Annotated in this window: 11 protein-coding genes; 5 read left to right on the top strand and 6 right to left on the bottom strand. The window is 44.6% G+C overall.

Annotation, left to right across the window (positions count from 1 at the left end):
- Positions 1-64: 64 nt before the first annotated feature.
- On the top strand, positions 65-403 hold the full coding sequence (locus HDC91_RS10210) for a PadR family transcriptional regulator (protein WP_162429395.1): 339 nt from the start codon (positions 65-67) through the stop codon (positions 401-403).
- The gene (locus HDC91_RS10205) at positions 400-1,059 is read left to right on the top strand and encodes a hypothetical protein (RefSeq protein WP_183551665.1); all 660 of its coding nucleotides are present in this window, start codon (positions 400-402) and stop codon (positions 1,057-1,059) included. The genes HDC91_RS10210 and HDC91_RS10205 overlap by 4 nt, the downstream gene beginning before the upstream one ends.
- Before the next feature lie 10 nt (positions 1,060-1,069).
- Here HDC91_RS10205 and HDC91_RS10200 read toward each other — a convergent pair whose 3' ends face one another.
- From HDC91_RS10200 to HDC91_RS10190, 3 genes are all read right to left on the bottom strand, one after another.
- Positions 1,070-1,501, bottom strand: coding sequence for an aspartyl protease family protein (locus tag HDC91_RS10200; protein WP_183551662.1), 432 nt, complete (start codon positions 1,499-1,501; stop codon positions 1,070-1,072).
- A gap of 75 nt (positions 1,502-1,576) precedes the next feature.
- Positions 1,577-3,835, bottom strand: a complete 2,259-nt coding sequence (locus HDC91_RS10195; RefSeq protein ID WP_183551661.1) for a BamA/TamA family outer membrane protein — start codon at positions 3,833-3,835, stop codon at positions 1,577-1,579.
- Complete coding sequence (locus HDC91_RS10190) at positions 3,832-8,949, bottom strand: translocation/assembly module TamB domain-containing protein (RefSeq protein WP_183551658.1); 5,118 nt, start codon at positions 8,947-8,949, stop codon at positions 3,832-3,834. Before HDC91_RS10190 ends, HDC91_RS10195 begins: the two co-directional genes overlap by 4 nt.
- Positions 8,950-9,208: 259 nt before the next feature.
- Here HDC91_RS10190 and dnaE point away from each other — a divergent pair, with 259 nt between their 5' ends.
- The 3 genes from dnaE to trxA all read left to right on the top strand — a co-directional run bounded on the left by dnaE (position 9,209) and on the right by trxA (position 13,750).
- Entirely contained in the window at positions 9,209-12,799 is a 3,591-nt protein-coding gene (gene dnaE / locus HDC91_RS10185) for a DNA polymerase III subunit alpha (RefSeq protein ID WP_183551651.1), read from the top strand.
- A gap of 59 nt (positions 12,800-12,858) precedes the next feature.
- Positions 12,859-13,263, top strand: coding sequence for an EthD family reductase (locus HDC91_RS10180; RefSeq protein ID WP_183551641.1), 405 nt, complete (start codon positions 12,859-12,861; stop codon positions 13,261-13,263).
- 166 nt (positions 13,264-13,429) lie between these two features.
- Entirely contained in the window at positions 13,430-13,750 is a 321-nt protein-coding gene (gene trxA, locus HDC91_RS10175) for a thioredoxin (RefSeq protein ID WP_129876852.1), read from the top strand.
- Between the two features lie 99 nt (positions 13,751-13,849).
- Here trxA and HDC91_RS10170 read toward each other — a convergent pair whose 3' ends face one another.
- The 3 genes from HDC91_RS10170 to HDC91_RS10160 form a co-directional block, all read right to left on the bottom strand.
- Entirely contained in the window at positions 13,850-14,545 is a 696-nt protein-coding gene (locus HDC91_RS10170) for a head GIN domain-containing protein (protein ID WP_183551639.1), read from the bottom strand.
- 165 nt (positions 14,546-14,710) lie between these two features.
- Positions 14,711-16,360 (bottom strand): M1 family metallopeptidase, encoded by a 1,650-nt coding sequence (locus HDC91_RS10165; RefSeq protein WP_183551637.1) that lies wholly within the window; start codon positions 16,358-16,360, stop codon positions 14,711-14,713.
- A gap of 104 nt (positions 16,361-16,464) precedes the next feature.
- Positions 16,465-18,330 (bottom strand): CocE/NonD family hydrolase, encoded by a 1,866-nt coding sequence (locus HDC91_RS10160; protein WP_183551634.1) that lies wholly within the window; start codon positions 18,328-18,330, stop codon positions 16,465-16,467.
- Positions 18,331-18,408: the final 78 nt, after the last annotated feature.

Here is an 18,408-nt window from a genome sequence, read left to right as displayed (position 1 = left end):
ACAAAAACTTTTATATTTATATACATAAGTTTCTTATATATATAAATTATTTTATATTTGGATCATGAAGTCCAACCCATTGCTAAAAGGAAGCTTACAAACCATCATTTTAAAACTGCTGGAAGATAACGATCAGATGTACGGATACGAAATAACTCAAAAGGTTAAAGAGGTATCAGAAGGAGGGCTTATGCTTACCGAGGGCGCGCTGTATCCCGCCCTGCATAAATTGGAGGCCGATGGTTATGTGGAAACGTTTACACAGGTGGTTGATAACAGGGTGCGCAAATATTACAGCCTTACCGAACAAGGCGGCAAAGAGGTGACCAGCAAGTTGGCCGAAGCACAGGCTTTCATAGATCAGCTGCAAACATTATTGAATCTTAACCCCGCTACAAAATGAAACCAACAGAACAACAACTAAAAGTATTGCAGGATTATTTATACAATACACTTGCTTACCGCGAAACATACGAAGAAATCTATGATCATATCCTATCGGCTATGGAACATCAGCCTGGTAACATTTCTTTTGAAGACGCTATCAACAACATCATCAGAAGCGATTTCGGAAGTCCGGCCAATTTATTGAAACTGGAACAAGCTGGCAAGAAAGCGTTGGTTAAGGATGCCCTCCGTAGGTTTGGAAGTTATTTTACCGACTGCTTTAAATTCCCTGGGGTGCTTTATGCATTAGTGAGTGCCCTGCTGGCATATTATATTTTCTCGCACGTGCAGTTTAGCGCTAACGCAATATGGGGCATGTTTGCCCTGGTAGTTTTTACGCCGGGTATGATCTGCCTTTTGCGTTTATATAATACGGGTTATATTTTAGATACCACACGTAGATCAGCAAAGGATAAATTATTTGAAAACCTGGCAGGCCTACCTATCCGTATTTGCCTTATACCCATTATTATTACCAACCTGGCACAATACAAAATATGGGAAAGCAACAATTACTACTTACTCACCATATCTTTTGTATTGGGCATCTTTTACAACATAGCGTTATACAAACTATATAAGCGCGAATTTAAAACAGCTGCCGCCAAATAACTGAACGGTATTACTTTAATAGCAGCCGTTTCTTGCCAAAATCAATAACGGCGCTATATCTCATGAGCACATCGCTGCCTAAAACACCTAAAACTTCCGGGTGCCCCAGTTCGCGATATGCTATGTTTATTGTGGACAGATCCAGAACCGCCACTTCAAGCTCGGGTATCAACAGGTCGCCTATCCATATGTTTTCGATAAGGGCTGTAGCCGATTCCATGGTGTTGGTGCCCAACCCGGTTGATAGCCTTTCGCTGGCTATAATGGGTGCCGCCTGGTTGGCCTGTCTCAATAGCTGGTGATCAAACGCGGTACGTGATGCGCCGGTATCAAGCACCACTTTAAATGGCGTATTAAATAGGGTAATATCAAGCACCGGGTGAAAGCCGTCGCCATGCAGATCAATTATATTTAAAGGAACGAGTACAGTGTTTTTAGCCATTAGTTATTCGCTTTGGTTTTCGGCATAAGTACGCTTATTGTAATAGACGAGCTTAGGCCGATAATATTACATTCATTAAAACGGATAACCTATAGCAATGTTGAAGATCGCGTTTTTAAAACTTGGGCTTATAGATCGTGTACCACCTGCAGGCGTGTAAGGCCTTATCAGCGGGAAACCAAGATCGGTACGCAGCACCAATATGGTGGCATCAAACCTTAAACCAAAGCCGGCATCAACAGCCATCTGTTTTATAAAATCGGGGCCAAAGGTGCCGCCCGGCTGGTGTGGCTTGGCGTTCCAGATGTTACCGGCGTCGGCGAATAAGGCGCCGTAAACAATACTGAATAACTTTTGGCGGAACTCAACGTTCGCTTCCAGCTTTATATCCCCGCTTTGGTCGGCAATAAAGCTGTTGCCGCTTAGCGGGGTAGGGTCAACCGTGCCCGGGCCTATAGACCGTGGCCTAAAACCTCTTAAACTGTTAGGCCCGCCAATAAAAAATTGCTGGTTATAGGGCAATATGGTTGAGTTGCCGTAAGGCAAACCAACACCAACCAATAATCTTGAAGCAATTTTACTACCGGCGGTAAGCTTATGGAAAAACCTGATCTCGGCCTCGGCCTTCACGTACTGATTAAACACGCTTCCGAACAATTTTTTTACTTTGCCTCCTAAGGTATCGGCACCGGTTAAAAGCCCATACAAATTATTTGATAAACTTAATTTACCGCGGTAATAAAGGCTATTTGTGCGGTAATCTTCGGTAGTGTTGTCATAAGTATAAGCATAGCTTGGCCCCATGGTAAACTGCGGATCTATCACGTGTTTAAGTGAAGGATTGCGGTTTTGCGGATTGCTGATGCTATCTGTATACAGTTGGGTTACATTACGTGGCTTAACATATGCTACCTCCAGTAAGTTCAACTCGTGCGTTTTATGTATATCTGACTTAAACTGGTACCCAAATGAGCCGGTAAAAGAGTTAAGCGAGTACAATTTTTGCCTTACTACAGAGGTGTAACCCACTGTTAGTATAGTACGGGGTATGTACGCATTAGCTGATTTGATATTGAATGGAATTAGCCTCGGCCACGAAAGGCTCGTTTGCACACCGTATTGATAAACATTAAAGCCGCTGTTTTGGCCGCCCACCTGCACATCGGTACTTCCAAAAAGGGTTACTGTTAATAATTCACCACCTTTAAAAGCGTTACGGTTTTTCCAGCTCAGGTTCAACTGTGTGCCGGTATAATTAGCCGATGTGGTACGCCCTATGATTTCGGCCTGTAAGGATTTGCGTTTGTACGGGGTAAGAAAATAGTAAACATCCAGCTTTGGGGAGTCGGGTGTTACATCCTCGAACCTGTTTTTTACATAACGGTAAGGCCCAAGGTTAATAAACCGGTTTAACGAGTTGTTATGAACAGTGCGGCTATAAACATCGTTAGGATGCAGCAACACCGTATTGGCAAATAAGTAAGGGCGAACCGTATTGCGCGGGTCAATAATATTGTACCAGCGATATGGTTTGGCCTGATCAAGTTTTAGCGACGTATCACGTAAAGAGTAATTAGGATAAACGTAAATATTACGGATGGTATAAATTTCACGGGCCTGCTCGGGGGTGGTTTCTTTTATCTTAACAACAAGGTCCACCTTATGGGTATCAACCGTACTATCAACCCGTACTATAAGCTGCTCGGGCGCAAAATAAAAAAAACCTTCCTCTTTTAGCCGGGTATCAATACGTAACCGCTCGGCTTTAATAACATCCAGGTTGTATTTATCGTCACTTTTTAAAAGCGTTTCGGCTTGTGTACCTTTAATGGCGGTATCCAAATTATTGTCGGTAGCGCTGGGGAAAGTTACATTGCGTATGGTATAAGACGGCCCCGGCAACGCCGTAAATACTGCCTTGGCAGTTTTCTTTTTACCTATGGTATCGCCGCTTACACTGGCCTGAAAATAGCTTTCGTTTTGCAGGCGGTTGGTCATGATCTCGCTGTTCTTGGCGATATCCAACTGGCTTACATATACCGGCGGCTCGCCATATTTACTCAGAAATTTTTGTATAAAGCCATGCCGGTTTTTGGTTTTATAATACAACCAAAGTTTTATACGCATACCCAGGATAGATGAATTTGGTTTTGGGCGTATAAGCGCCTTCATTTCGGAGCTGAGGTTTTTCGAGTCGCTTTTGGAGATCGCCTTGTCTTCAACCTTTACAGTGCCGCCTGTATATAACTTTTCGCCTTCAGGCACATATTTGGTGGTACTGCAAGCATTTAAAATAACTGCCAGCGATAATAAATATATTATACGTTTTATCATAAGGTTGTGGTCTGGGTCTTAGTTCTTTCCTCTTTATCTTTTTGCTGCGATGCCTTCTCCTGCTCTTCCCTCAGCTTTTGTTCTTGTTTGTACCTGCGGCGCATCTCTCTTTCTTCTTTTGTCCGCTTACGGAATATTTCACGGAAACGGTTATAATCTACGGTAAGCGAGAAACCTATACCTGTTTCAACGATCTGGCCTTGTATCACTACAAATTCATCTTTACGGTAAGCACGTAAGGTATACCGCCCATCTTTACTCAGTTTATAATTCACTGATACATTGCCCGCGATATTTGATGTTTTTTGTCCCTGCTGTGCACCCTCCAGGTTGAAATTATTGCCCACCGAAACAGTTAGCCGGTCATTGAGAAAGCGTTTTGACAAGCCTACGTTCAGGTCGGTTCGGTTGGTTGCCGTACCCGACGAATAATCTTCGCCCGACGTTAAACCAAAGTTAAGGTCTACGCCTGATATTAGATCGCCTGCAAGGCTGTTTAACTGATCTGATAATAAACTGCTTACGCTATTACGTATCGCACCTTCAACACCCGCGCTGCCGCCCTGGCTTTGCAAGGGGTTATCTCCAATAAAGTGGCCAAGCACCAATACGCCCAGCACTTGTTTATTCAGTTCGTTAGGGTCTTGCCGTATTTGTGCAAGCCGGGTATCAACTGTGTTGGTTACTTCGCCTGATACGTTATAGTTACTGTCGGGCAGCGTAATGTCAAAGCTGATATCGGGTTTCATTAGCTGGTTACGTAAATTAAGGTTTACGTTAAACGGAAGCTTTTGCTTATACTGTGTAGTGTTTTGTTCCGATAGCTGATTGGCCACCAGGTCAATGGGCGGAACATTGGCTATGTAAATTGCCGTGAGGTCTATATTTGCGCTGGTGGGGTCACCCGTCCATGTAATAGTGCTGCCTTGTTTAAAGTTGAATTTGCGCGATACAGTGGCATACGATAAATTGTACGAACCACTGTTAACAATATAAGTACCGGTTAAACTGGTTTTGCCACTTGGGTCGATGCCCCCGCTAAGGTGTGCCTCGCCTTTCAGATGCACCACATCGCCGTTACGCTCATCAACCACAATAGTGAAAGCTGCATTTTTGTCAATATTTACAGTTGCGTTTACGTCGAGCCCGGTTATTTCCGATTGCTTTAACGAATCGAGCTGGCGAGCCATAAATATTGAATCGGCTTGCGGGGCGCTGGCGTCAAAAAACTCCACCACACCTTTACGGTCTTCAACGGCAGGGTCGCTTGATGGTAAAACTATTGCCAGGTCGGTTTTATCGTTAACGGTTAAGGTAGCGTCAACCACGGGCTTTGCCATGTCGCCGCGTATCTTAATGTTGCTATCCATAAAAAGCTTACCGTAAAAAAGCTTATTATCGGCGCGGGTAGAGTTGATCACCCTGAAATTATTTGAACGGATATCCAGCCCGAATTTAAAGTCGGTATAAGTTTGTGTATAGATTGAACCCGATACGGTTGCTTTGCTTCCGGTAGAGTCAACCAGGGTAAAATCATTAAAGCGGATACCCTCATCATTAAACGTAATACTTTCCTGCGGCATGGTGAAGTAGGAGTTTAGCATACTTACATTAAAGGCTACCCTGTTAAAACGAATGTCGCCGCGTACGGCGGGTGCATCGGTTGTTCCGGTTATTTTAAGCTGGCCGGTTATGTTGCCGCTGGAGTTTTTTATCGCACCGAAACTAAGACCTTCTATGCTTTTCATGCCTAGGTTAACAATATTCAAATTAAGGTCAAACCGGCTTTGAGGTGCAGTATAATAAAAGCCGTTCAGATCTACCTGGTTTCCTTTTCCTGTAATACTCATTTGGGCGGCGTAGGTGTTTTGAGTTTGATTATTCACCTTAAGCGCTATGTTACCAACAGTATCGCCCTTAAAGTTAAAATCGCTTATGTTAAGGGCCGATGTAAAAACAGGCGATTTTTGGAAATTGCTTACCACAGCATTGCCGTTGATAACGCCGCCCACTAATAACGAGTCCTGTTGTGCCAGTTTGGTCAGGGTTTCTATACGGAAGTTCCGGAAATCGACCGTTATGGGCGAGTTGTATTCGCCAGAGTTACTGTTGGCGCTCAATACCTGGTTAGTGTTACTGATACTGAAGTTTCGGGCCAGTATGCCTTTAGCGCCATAAAACAAGGCATTATCGGGGTTAACTGCCCATGGGGTATAATCAAGCAGCAGACCGTTTTCCAAAAAGCTGAACTGATATTGGTTGGGCAGCGCACTAAAAGTACCCGCAAGGCGATAACGCTCTTTTTTTGTCTTATCCCTTACTTGCAGGTTAACTCCCAATTTATTGTTTTGTGCAGCGCCGGTTATACTGGTATAAAGCAGGTCGAGCGATGAACCCACTTTTACCTCGTCTACAGTTAGGCTATAATTAAGGGCGTTGTTGCCGGTGTTAATAGCAAGTTTAAGATTGTTTACTGTATTTGTACCATAAATAACGCGCGGTGCCGAGCCGTTTACCACCAGTTGGCCGGTGGTGCTGTTAAAGCTGCCGTTAAATAATACCGGCGATAGTTGTTTTAGATCGGGCGCAAACTGGGTAACCAGCGGGGTTTTAACAAGTCGTGCGTCAAAGGTAAACTGCTGCGGCGAGTACTGCACTTTCGCGCGGGGTGTTTTGCTACCCAGGCTGGTGTTGTAATATTTATCTATCACATCCTGTACAGCGGGCGTAATTTGAGTTAGCTTATACTTACCTGCCATGTGCGCGTAAAACATAGGGGTTTCCAGCTTTAATGTGCTGCTATCGGCATTAGCGGTAGACACCAGGCTTATGGTATCCATTTGAATGCGCTGACCGTTGTTATTCATCACCAAATCTGTAGCCAGTATATTTGCGTTCAGGTAATCAGGGTCAGCGGTAGGCACATCAGCTATGATCTTACCGTGAAAACGCATTGGGTTTGTAGTGAAGTTGAGTTTCTGCAGATTGATGCTATCTACTACAAGCGTAGCATTAACAGACGGGTATTTTTTATTCATATTGGCCTTAGCATCAAGGGTTATATTGATGTTCGGGTCTTTCATTCGTGCCTTAGCTACATAGCTGCCATTGCGGGCGGTGCCATTCATCACCAAATTACGATAAGTGTAGCCTTTTACATTTGCACTTATTACATCGCCGCTGAACTTAAGGCTGGCCGTTTTTGGGTCGAGCCCCGCACCGCTGATGGTAGCCTTAGCTGTAACAAAGCCCACCATTTGCGGCTGTTTGGTAAGCGCTCCAACGTTTAGATTGTTGGCCTTTATATTGGCCGAGTACGTTTCGCTGCCTTTGCGCTTGCCGCTCTTCATGGCCGCTACCAAATCAACCGCGCCGTAGCTGCTGCGCAGCGCCATTTTGGTATTGAAGTTTTTCATGATGCCCTTAAATGTCCCTTTCAGGTCCATATTTTCGGGGATGCTTACATTCGGCGGTATAGTACCTTTTGGCACCAGGCGGGCAATATCATTGCGGGTAGTACGAAAATCATTGATGTTAAGGTCAAAGTATGCCTTCTGTACGTTGGGCAGGCCCCGCATGGTAGCAGATGCTTTTACATAGGTGTTACCAAAGCCGCTTATTTCAATGTTGGGGATGCGCAGGTTGTTTACCTGGCCGCTAACACGGCCGTTTATTTTGATGATCGAGTTTGGCGAGGATTTAAACGGTTCCATTGATGCCATAGTTGGCATTAATAACAATACATCACGCAGCCCAAGCTTGCTACCGTCAAGGTTGGCGTTGATACTTAATCTGCCCAAATCTTTTGTTAACGATTCGATAGAAGGGTATCCCACCTGCAGATCTTTCTGTATAACCGATGTAGGGGTTTCTACCAGCAGGTCTTTTAGGTAAGCGCTTTTTGGTCCGTAAAAAAATGCTGTGTGAAACTTATTGATCTTTAAACCGCTTTTTTCAGCAAACGTGAACGAATTAACTTTTCCTGATAAGCTATCTGGTGTATAAGAAAGGTCAGTTATATCGGTATTTAGGTTTTTGATACCCATGTGTGCAAAATCCAGCCCGCGTGGCAGTGGTTTTTGCGCGTTGTTATCAAAATTAATATTATCGTTAGCCAGGGTAATGTGACCTAAACTGGCTGTCCACCCTTTGGCCTGTGTTGTTGAAGTTAGCGTATCAATTTTTTTGATGGTTTTATCAACGGCTTTAGCCACGGTTTGTGGTTTAGCAAAAGTAAGCCCGGCGTTGGTGTTGTCCAGCTTGATAGATTTGATGCCCACATGCTGGTTTTTCATATCTATCTTGTCCATTTCTACCAAAAAGGTACCCAGGTCAACATTAGCGGCCATCTCGCTGCTTTTGTAATCAACTTTTACCTTATCTACATTTATTTCGCCCAGGGTGAGGTCTAAATTCAGAGGCTTGGTAGCCGTATCAATGGTAGCCGCTTGTTTAATAGACGAGCCTGCAGGAGTTTGTATGATTTTAGCGTTAACACCGCTCAGGTTTATTTTAGGGATAGTAAATTTCATTTTATCCATATCAAAATCCTTGATACGGGTATCAAAGTGTCCCAGCAAAAATTTAACATCGTTACCGGTGGTTACATCCTTATATTTTATATTGATCCTATCAAGGATGATCTTATCTACCGAAAACTTCATGGTAGAGGTGGTATCCTCGGGCTTAACCTCTTTTTTTTGTTCGCCGGCAAAGGCCTTTAAAATATAATCGAAGTTAAAAAGGCTATCGGGGCCGCGGCTAATGTTGGCAGTGATGCCTTCCAGGTTTATTTCATTTATCTCAACCTTGTTCTTAAGCAATTTTAACAGGGTAATATCAACCTTTAATTTGTCACCGGCAATAAGGGTGTCTTTCTTCTGGTCCTCAAAATAAACATCCTCAAGCACGAGCAACTTAGGCAGGCCCAAACTGATATGGCCGATCTCCACTTTTGTATGAATTTTATTTTGAAGAAAAGTGACCGCTTTATCCTTCGCAAAATTTTGCACAGCGGGTACTTGTATTAAAATAACTACAAGCAATATCAAAAAAATTACACTTGCAATTATCCAAAGAATAGTTTTAAGAGCTATACGTCCAAATCGTTCCAAATTAGTAAAGGTTAGGGTTTCTGTTCAGATTGTGTTTCATACTTAAAAAATGCTGGCAGCTGTATTTTTCAACACCTGTTTATAGCTAATTGTTTGCAACAACGGCAGGATGGGCTCATGAAAAAGATTAACGGCTGAGACGTTACACGATCATAAAGAAAAAAGTATGCCATTGGTGCCGATGAATTAAAAATATAGGATACTTCTTTACCGCTCTTTTGTTTTTTGATAGATTTGTATTCCACAGATATTTGTTGTTATGCCCGATTTTTCGCACTTACACGTACATACCCAATTCTCGTTACTTGACGGTGCCGCCGATATATCAAAGTTATACAAAAAAGCTGCTGCCGATGGCATGAAGGCTCTTGCTATTACCGATCATGGTAATATGTTTGGCGCATTCAAATTTGTGGCCGAAGCGGGTAAGCATAACGTTAAACCCATTGTTGGGTGCGAATTTTATGTTGTTGAAGACAGGCATATAAAGCAGTTTACCAAAGAGAAAAAAGACAAGCGTTACCACCAGCTGATGCTGGCCAAAAACGCTGAAGGCTATAAAAACCTGATAAAGCTATGCTCGTTAGGTTATATGGAAGGGCTTTACAGCAAATGGCCGCGGATTGATAAAGAACTGATCTTAAAATATCATAAAGGCATTATAGCCACTACCTGCTGCCTGGGGGCATCGGTACCGCAGGCTATACTACGCGATGGCGAAGCGGCTGCCGAAATTGAATTTAAATGGTGGCTTGACCTGTTCGGCGAAGATTTCTACATCGAAATGCAGCGCCATGATATCCCCGAGCAAAACACGGTGAATGCTGTGCTAATGAAGTTTGCCAAAAAGTATAACGTAAAGGTTATCTGTTCGAACGATTCGCATTATGTGGATCAGCAGGACTCGAACGCGCACGACATTTTGCTGTGTGTTAACACCGGCGACTTGCAAAGCACCCCAATCGCTACCGACGAAGAAGGCGGCAAAGGTTATCGTTTCGGCTTCACTAATGACCAGTTTTACTTTAAAACACAGGATGAGATGGGCAAGTTGTTCCATGACATCCCCGAGGCATTGGACAACACGCAGGAAATTGTAGATAAGGTTGATGTGCTAAAATTAAAGCGCGATATCCTGTTACCAAATTACGTTATCCCGCCCGAGTTTAAGATCCACAGTGATATGACGCCCGATGCGGACACCCTTAACCAGTGGGAATACCTGAAGCACCTTACCTTTATGGGTGCCAAAGAGCGTTATAAGGATATAAGCCCCGAGGCCGAAGAGCGCATTAATTTTGAACTGTTTACCATCCGTACCATGGGGTTTGCCGGATACTTCCTTATTGTGGCCGACTTTATAAAGGCCGGCCGCGATATGGGCGTATTTATTGGCCCCGGTCGTGGCTCGGCGGCAGGTTCGGTGGTTGCTTATTGCACAGGTATTACCAACATCGATCCCTTGAAGTACAACCTGCTGTTCGAGCGTTTCCTTAACCCCGACCGTAAGAGCATGCCCGATATCGATACGGACTTCGATGACGCCGGCCGCCAAAAGGTAATAGATTACGTGGTTGATAAATATGGAAAGAACCAGGTAGCGCAGATCATTACCTACGGCTCAATGGCGGCGCGTACCAGTATACAGGATGTAGGCCGCGTGCTGGACATGCCGCTATCTGAAGTAAACGCGCTTAAAAAGCTGGTGCCGGAAACTTTAGGTATCAACCTTAAAACGGCTATAGAGCAAGTGCCCGAACTGCAAACCATTTACAAATCAACCGACCTTAAGGGGATTGTACTTCGCGAAGCAGAAAAACTTGAAGGGTCTGTACGTAATACAGGGGTCCACGCCGCGGGTATCATTATTGCCCCTTATGACCTTACAGAGATTGTGCCGGTGGCTACCGCTAAAGACTCCGATCTGCTGGTTACCCAGTACGACGGACGTGTGATAGAAGATGCCGGCGTTATCAAAATGGACTTTTTGGGCCTTAAAACCCTTACTATTATAAAGGATGCGTTAAGGTTGATCAAACAGAACCACGATATTGATATAGATATAGACTATATCCCCCTGGATGATGAGCAAACTTACGCACTTTATCAGCGCGGCGATACTAACGGTACCTTTCAGTTTGAAAGCGACGGTATGCAGATGTACTTGCGCGACCTTAAGCCGGATAAGTTTGAGGATTTAATAGCCATGAACGCCCTGTACCGCCCGGGCCCGATAGAGTATATACCCAATTTTATTAAGCGTAAGCACGGGCTGGAACCTATTGTGTTTGACCTGGCGGATATGGAGGAATACCTGGGCGAAACCTATGGTATTACCGTGTACCAGGAGCAAGTGATGCTTTTGTCGCAAAAGCTGGCAGGCTTTAGTAAGGGCGATGCCGATGTTTTGCGGAAGGCGATGGGTAAAAAGCAAATTGAGGTGCTTAACAAAATGGAAGCCCAGTTTATGGAGGGGGCTATGGCTAAAGGCCATCCCAAAGATAAGCTGACCAAAATATGGACAGACTGGAAGGCGTTTGCGCAGTACGCGTTCAACAAGTCGCACTCTACCTGTTATGCCTTTGTGGCCTACCAAACGGCTTACCTTAAAGCCCATTACCCGGCTGAATATATGGCCGCGGTATTGAACAACCAAAACAACATGGAGAAGATCACCTTCTTTATGGAAGAATGCCGCCGCATGGGGGTGCAGGTTCTGGGGCCGGATATCAACGAAAGCGATATGGCCTTCACCGCTAATAAAAAAGGGGTGATACGTTTCGGGCTTACAGGTGTAAAAGGTGTGGGCGAAAAAGCTGTTGAAAGTATTATTGAAGAGCGCCGGGAACGTGGCCCCTACAAATCTATTTATGATTTTGCCCAGCGATCAAACACCCGCTCGGTTAATCGCAAAGCGTATGAGAATTTGGTTTATGGCGGCGCTTTTGATGAATTTGGACTTAACCGCGCGCAATTCTTCGCCAAAACAGAGAACGGTATTTTAAGCGGGGTGGAACGCCTTATAAAATATGGTAACGATTACCAGAACACGCAAAGCAGCTCGCAGTCGTCGTTATTTGGCGGCTCGGTGGCTTCGTATATCCCTGAACCAGCCATGCCCGAAGCCGAGGAATGGCCGCTGATTGAAAAGCTTAAATACGAAAAGGAAGTAATAGGCATATACCTAACCGGTCACCCGCTTGATAATTACAAGCTGGAACTTGATAAGTATTGCAACACCACCATTACCGAGCTAAAGAATATTCAAAAAGCCCGCTCGGGCGAGGGCGGCGAAGAGGTAATGGAAAACCTGGCCAACCTGCGCAAGCGCGGGGAAATTTGCATAGGCGGCCTGGTAGCTAACGTGCAGCACAAAACCACAAAAATGGGTAAGCCTTTTGGCACCTTTGTTTTGGAGGATTATAACGAGAGTTATGAATTCGCCTTTTTTGGCGAAGACTATGTAAAATTCCGTAACCTGATGGTTGACGGGTATTTCCTGCATATCAAAGGTAATATCGAAGAGAAGTTTAGGCAGAAGGATAACTGGGACCTGAGGGTAACTACCATGAGCCTGTTATCTGAAATGCGCGATAAACTGACCAAATCGCTGACGGTATGCCTCGACGTAAAAGCACTGAACGATCAACTGCTTGATGACCTGCTACAGGTTATCAATGCCAATAACGAAAAGTACCCCGCAAAAAGCTGTCAGCTTAAATTTAAGATCCGCGACGGCGAGGAGGCCATGTATGTAGACCTGCTTTCCAAATCGCACAAGGTTAGCCCAAGCGACGACCTGATGGCGGATATTTTTACTTTAACAAACGCGCCGGCTGTTTTGATGTAGTGCCGGAATTTTTCTGTAATTTGCTGATAACAAAGTTAAACCATTAACCTCCAAATTACATGAAAACGAAGATCTGTTTACTAATTGCGGCACTTGCGTTTGTTTTTGCTTGCCAGGCTAACACAGCAAATGCCCAGGCAGTTAAAAAGGGAATGATAAAAGTAACTATCGTATATCCAAACGGCGAAGGCAAAACGTTCGACATGAACTATTACACCACCAAGCACTTTCCGATGCTGAGACGGTTGTTTGGCGATGCCATAAAAGCCACCGCGATAGATAAAGGCGTAGCAGGCGGCGCTCCCGGCGCCCCGGTACCGTATCTAGCCATAGGTTATTTGTACTTCGATAACGTTGCTGCTTTTCAGGAAGGAATGAAAAGCCATGCCGCAGAGATAAGGGCAGATGTCCCCAACTACACCAATATTACACCGGTGATACAGATCAGCGAGGTGGTTGAATAACACGTTATCCACATCCAAAGTAACCATCCAATTAATTGCAACTATAAAGGGTTTGTAATTACGGCAGGTGTTGATAATATAATTGTCACATTGTCATGCACCCAGTTGTGGCAAGCTATTTGAATACTATATATTTGTACGACAAAATTTAAAAAAAATAGAAATCATGGCTTTAGAAATAACTGATGCAAACTTTGACGAACTGGTATTAAAATCAGATAAACCGGTACTTATTGATTTTTGGGCAGAATGGTGCGGCCCTTGTAGAATGGTAGGCCCGGTAGTTGAAGAACTTGCTAAAGACTACGAAGGCAAAGCTGTTGTAGGTAAAGTGAACGTAGATAACAATCCCGGCATATCAATGAAATATGGTATCCGTAACATCCCTGCTTTGTTATATTTTAAAGGGGGTGAAATTGTTGACAAACAGATTGGCGCTGTACCAAAATCAGTACTTGCAGATAAGTTAGCTAAACAATTAGCATAACATCATCATATAAATTAAAAGCCTCCCGGATTATCCGGGAGGCTTTTTTTTGTGGACATTCGTCCCTTATTTTCGTCTATGTATTTTTATTAAAAAGAATTACATCCTGCTAACGCTGCCGCTGCCTGCTTTGGAGCTGGAGATGTTCTTGGCAGAGCCGGTGTAATGCACATCACCCGAACCTACAACAGAGGCATCTATCTTATCGTTAGCATTTACCCTTGCATCGCCTGAACCTGCAACCTTAACTCTGGTATTGGTTGTCACTAAGTTCGACCCGGTAAAATCGCCCGAGCCTACTACACTAACGGTTGAGTTATCAGCACGGCCTGACAAAGTTATATCGCCTGAGCCTCCAATGCTGCTTTCCAGTTCTTTCACATCAACTTTACCGCTTATATCACCAGAGCCGGTTAGCTTTATTTTTAACGATGGCGCTCTTAAGCCCTCTTTAAAGAATACATCGCCTGAACCTGCAAGGCTTATGGCATTTACATCCTTAATGGCTACGTAAACTATCATTTTTTTATTGCCTTTCCAGTTCCAGTTAGTGCCTTCTTTAGTGTGGATCATTAGTACACCGCCTTTTACTTCGGTGATGATGCGGTCGATAATATCCGCCGGTGCGTCTACTTTAACCGACTCGGTTGAGCCCTGGGTAATGTAAACATCGTACGAACCTGCAACGCTAACCGCGTTAAATCCCGTCAAATGGCGGTCTTGGGTATCAGCTTTGGCAATGCTTGTGGCTGCTACCATTAAGCCTGCAATAATTAATGTCTTTAGTGTTCTCATGGGGTTTGGTTTTAGTATTGTTTTACTATTAGACGCACCATGTAACACGTTAGTTGCACGTTTTCCAAAATAAATTCAAACCGTCATTGCGAACGTAGCGCGGCAATCTTCGATAGAAAAGTCCGCGACAAGTATGTAGGGGATTGCTTCGTTCCTGGCAATTACTTAATTCACCAATACGCCTATATAATAATTAAAGGTGTCAACCTCGATATTATCCTTAGTAGCGCCCTCAATATTAACCGGTGTATAGCGTGTTTTTGGGGTGATAAACTGGTATTGCCCGCCGTTAATACGTACCCTTACCGGCATATTAAACTCGCGCACATCAGCCATCCACTTACACATCAGTTTGCCGTTAATGGTCATAAAATCAAGCGTTGGAATATTGGCGTGCCTTAAATATTGATCGAATACAGGCGTTAAATTCTTACCGCTTTGCTCATTAATGTATCCCACGATCTGATCGTGTGTAACGGTTTGGTGATAAAAGGTTTTATTTAGCCCTCGCAGTATACCGCGCCATTTTTCATCATCGTTAATAATGGTGCGGATCATATTAAGCATATTGCCGCCCTTGTAATACATATCGCCCGAGCCTTCTTTGTTAACATTGTACGGACCGATAATCGGGCGGTCGTTCTGGATATTCATACGAGTGCCGTGCACGTATTCCTGCCCGGCTTGTTTACCCCAGTTATCCTCGATAAATAGCGATTCGCTGTAATTGGTAAAACCTTCATGTATCCACATATCGGCAAGATCTTTTGAGGTGATATTGTTGGCAAACCATTCGTGGCCGCTTTCATGTACTACTATAAAATCCCACTTTAAGCCCCAGCCGGTACCCGACAGATCGCGGCCCAGGTAGCCATTTTGGTAATGGTTGCCATAAGCCGTTCCGCTTTGGTGTTCCATACCTAAGTGGTGTGTTTCTATCAGCTTATAGCCGTCTTCGTAAAAAGGGTAGGGGCCAAACCAGTGTTCAAAGGCTTTTAACATGGGTTTGGCGTTAGCGCCCCATTGTTTTTTCGCTTTCTCCAGGTTATAGCTTAGCGGCCAAAAATCAAGTGTCAGCTTACCCTTTTCGCCCATGTAGGTATCGCTGTAATGCACGTAATCGCCAATGTTAGCTTCTATGTTATAGTTGTTGATAGGGTTTGCCACAAACCAGTCGAACCGGGTGTAGCCATCCTTTAACTTGGTAACCTTACGCAGGCGACCGTTACTTACATCTTTTAAACCGTTGGGTACGCTGATGCTGATCAGGGCGCTGTCCACTTCGTCGGCCTGGTGGTCTTTTGTTGGCCACCACACACTGGCGCCCATCCCCTGGCAAGCGGTTGAAACCCATTTATGACCAAGCGAATCTAAATTGTACTCGATACCGCCATCCCATGGCGCGCGTTTGGCAATGGTTGGGTTGCCTGCATAATACACGGTAAACTCCTCCTTGCTGCCATTTTTAATGGTTTGCGGGAACGTTACAAACACCGCGTTAAACTCGCGGGTGTAAGGTACTTGCTTGCCTTTATAAACCACCTTTTCAACCTTCATATTGGCAAACAGGTCGAACTGCAGCTTAGTAAAATCCTGCGTGGCGGTGTATTTAAAAAGCACATTGCCGCTGATGAACTTATTATCGATATCAAACTTCACATCCAGGTGGTAGTAGTTGATATCGTAACAGGTGCGCAGCGGCGTAAGCATCCCCCGCAAAGTATCGGCACGGGTAAAGGTTTCTTTTTGCGCGCCAAGCTGGGCGTGGGCGGTAAAGCCGCTTAGAACCAGGAGAGCGAATATGCGTAATTTCATTGTTTATTTTTCAATTTCTAAATAGGTAATTGCGAGGTAGGTCCAACGTCCCTGCCTTCCCGCCCCTCGCAATTACAAGCGGGGATTTTCATAATCTCAATCCTTTACTTCAGCACCTCCACATCAATAAAACTATCGTTAAACACCGTATGCGTAGCTTTCTGGTAATCGCTTGCATCGGCTTTGTATGGGTTCTCTACAAACTTTTGCGGGTTGCGCGCATACAGCGGGAACGATGTGCTCTGTACCTGTATCATAATACGGTGGCCTTTTTTAAACGTGTGCAATACATCCTGCAGGCGGAAGTTCACATCTGTTTTTTGGTTGGCGACCATCGGCACCGGCTTTTCAAAGCCATCGCGGAAACGGGCCGGCATGATCTCTGAACGAACCATTTGCTGGTAATTGCTCAGGATGATGTTTTTGTTCGGCATGTACGGGTTGTTCTTTTCATCCGGCGGGTAAACGTCTATCAGTTTTACTATCCAGTCGGCATCGGTACCGGTGGTAGCTACTTTAAGGTTGGCCATGATCTCGCCGCCCAGGGTAACGTCATCTGCTAAAACATCGGTTTGGTAAACCAGCACATCCGTACGGCGGCCTGCAAAACGCTGATCCTCGCTCATGTAGTTATGAGGTGTAAAGCCCATAGTGGTGGTATTGTCCTCTGTGTAAGGTACGGGCTTCATGGGGTCGCTTACAAAGCTGTTGCTGCCCTCTGCCGATGGCTGGGTCGAAGCCAGCTTGCCATCGTTATTCAGGTAAAACTTCATGTGCGTTGCTTCGGCAGCAGGCCATTTATCAAACGTTTGCCATTCTTTTTTACCGGTGTTATACATGTAAGCCTCTGGCAGGCCCGAGTTTTTATCGCCATTACCTTTCAGGAAATGGTTAAAGAATTTCTGCTCGATATTTTTTTGATAGAAGGTAGCAATGCTATCGCCAAAGTAAATGTTGCTATGCATGGTGTGCCCTGTCTCGCGCGACCACCTGCCGTGCCCAAACGGGCCCATTACGATAGTGTTATATGCGTTAGGATCTTTCTTTTCGATGGTTTTGTAAATAGCCAATGGGCCTGTAAGATCTTCGGCATCAAACCAGCCGCCTACCAGCATTACAGCCGGTTTTACTTTATTGTAGTGTTTCAGCAGTCCGCGTTTTTGCCAAAATGCGTCGTAGTTGGGGTGATTAATGGTTTCCTGCCAAAAAAAGTTGTCCTTATAATATTTGTCGGCATTGCTAAGGGGACCAAGGTCAAGCAAAAACTGGTAGCCGTCGCGGGTGCCGGGGTTAAACATGGTGTTTTGGTACCACGCCTTGCTGGTAGTGTCTGTTTTTTGCACGCCAAAAACCGGGAATGTAAAAAAGTAGCTTTCTATGAAAGCGCCGTTGTGATGAAAATCGTCAAAAAAGAAATCGGAAATGGGCGCCTGAGGTGATGAAGCTTTTAATGCGGGATGATTGCTAAGGATGCCGGCCGCCGTGTAAAAGCCCGGATAGCTGATGCCCCATTGGCCAACTTTGCCGTTATTACCGGTCACGTTTTTTATCAGCCAGTCTATGGTATCGTAAGTGTCAGAGCCTTCGTCTACATCCTTTTTGCTTTTTTTATTGTCGATAGCCGGGGTCATATTGGTCCAGGTGCCTTCGCTTTTGTAGCGGCCGCGCACATCCTGATACACAAAAATGTACCCTTCCTGCATCATGTATTTCGAGGGCCCCAACTGGCCGGGGTATTTGGTTTCGCCATAAGGCGCAATGCTGTAGCAGGTACGCTGCATCATGATGGGATATTTTTTATTTTTTGATGCATCGTTTGGCGTGTAAATAGAGGTAAAAAGCTTTACCCCATCGCGCATGGTGATGTATACATCCCTTTTGGTGTAATGCTCTTTAACGTAGTTGCTTTGTGCAAATAACGAACTGCAAGCCACAGCCATTACAATTAATAATGCGGAGAGTTTTTTCATGATGGTCAGTATTTTGAGTGATGGCGTAATTTACTAAGTATATTGCAAAAATGCTAAGCGTGATAAGAGTGTTACAAA

This window comes from Mucilaginibacter sp. AK015 (genome assembly GCF_014200785.1).
GTDB lineage: Bacteria > Bacteroidota > Bacteroidia > Sphingobacteriales > Sphingobacteriaceae > Mucilaginibacter.
The sequence above is the reverse complement of the archived record's forward strand: the minus strand, read 5'-3'. Positions and strand labels throughout refer to the sequence as shown.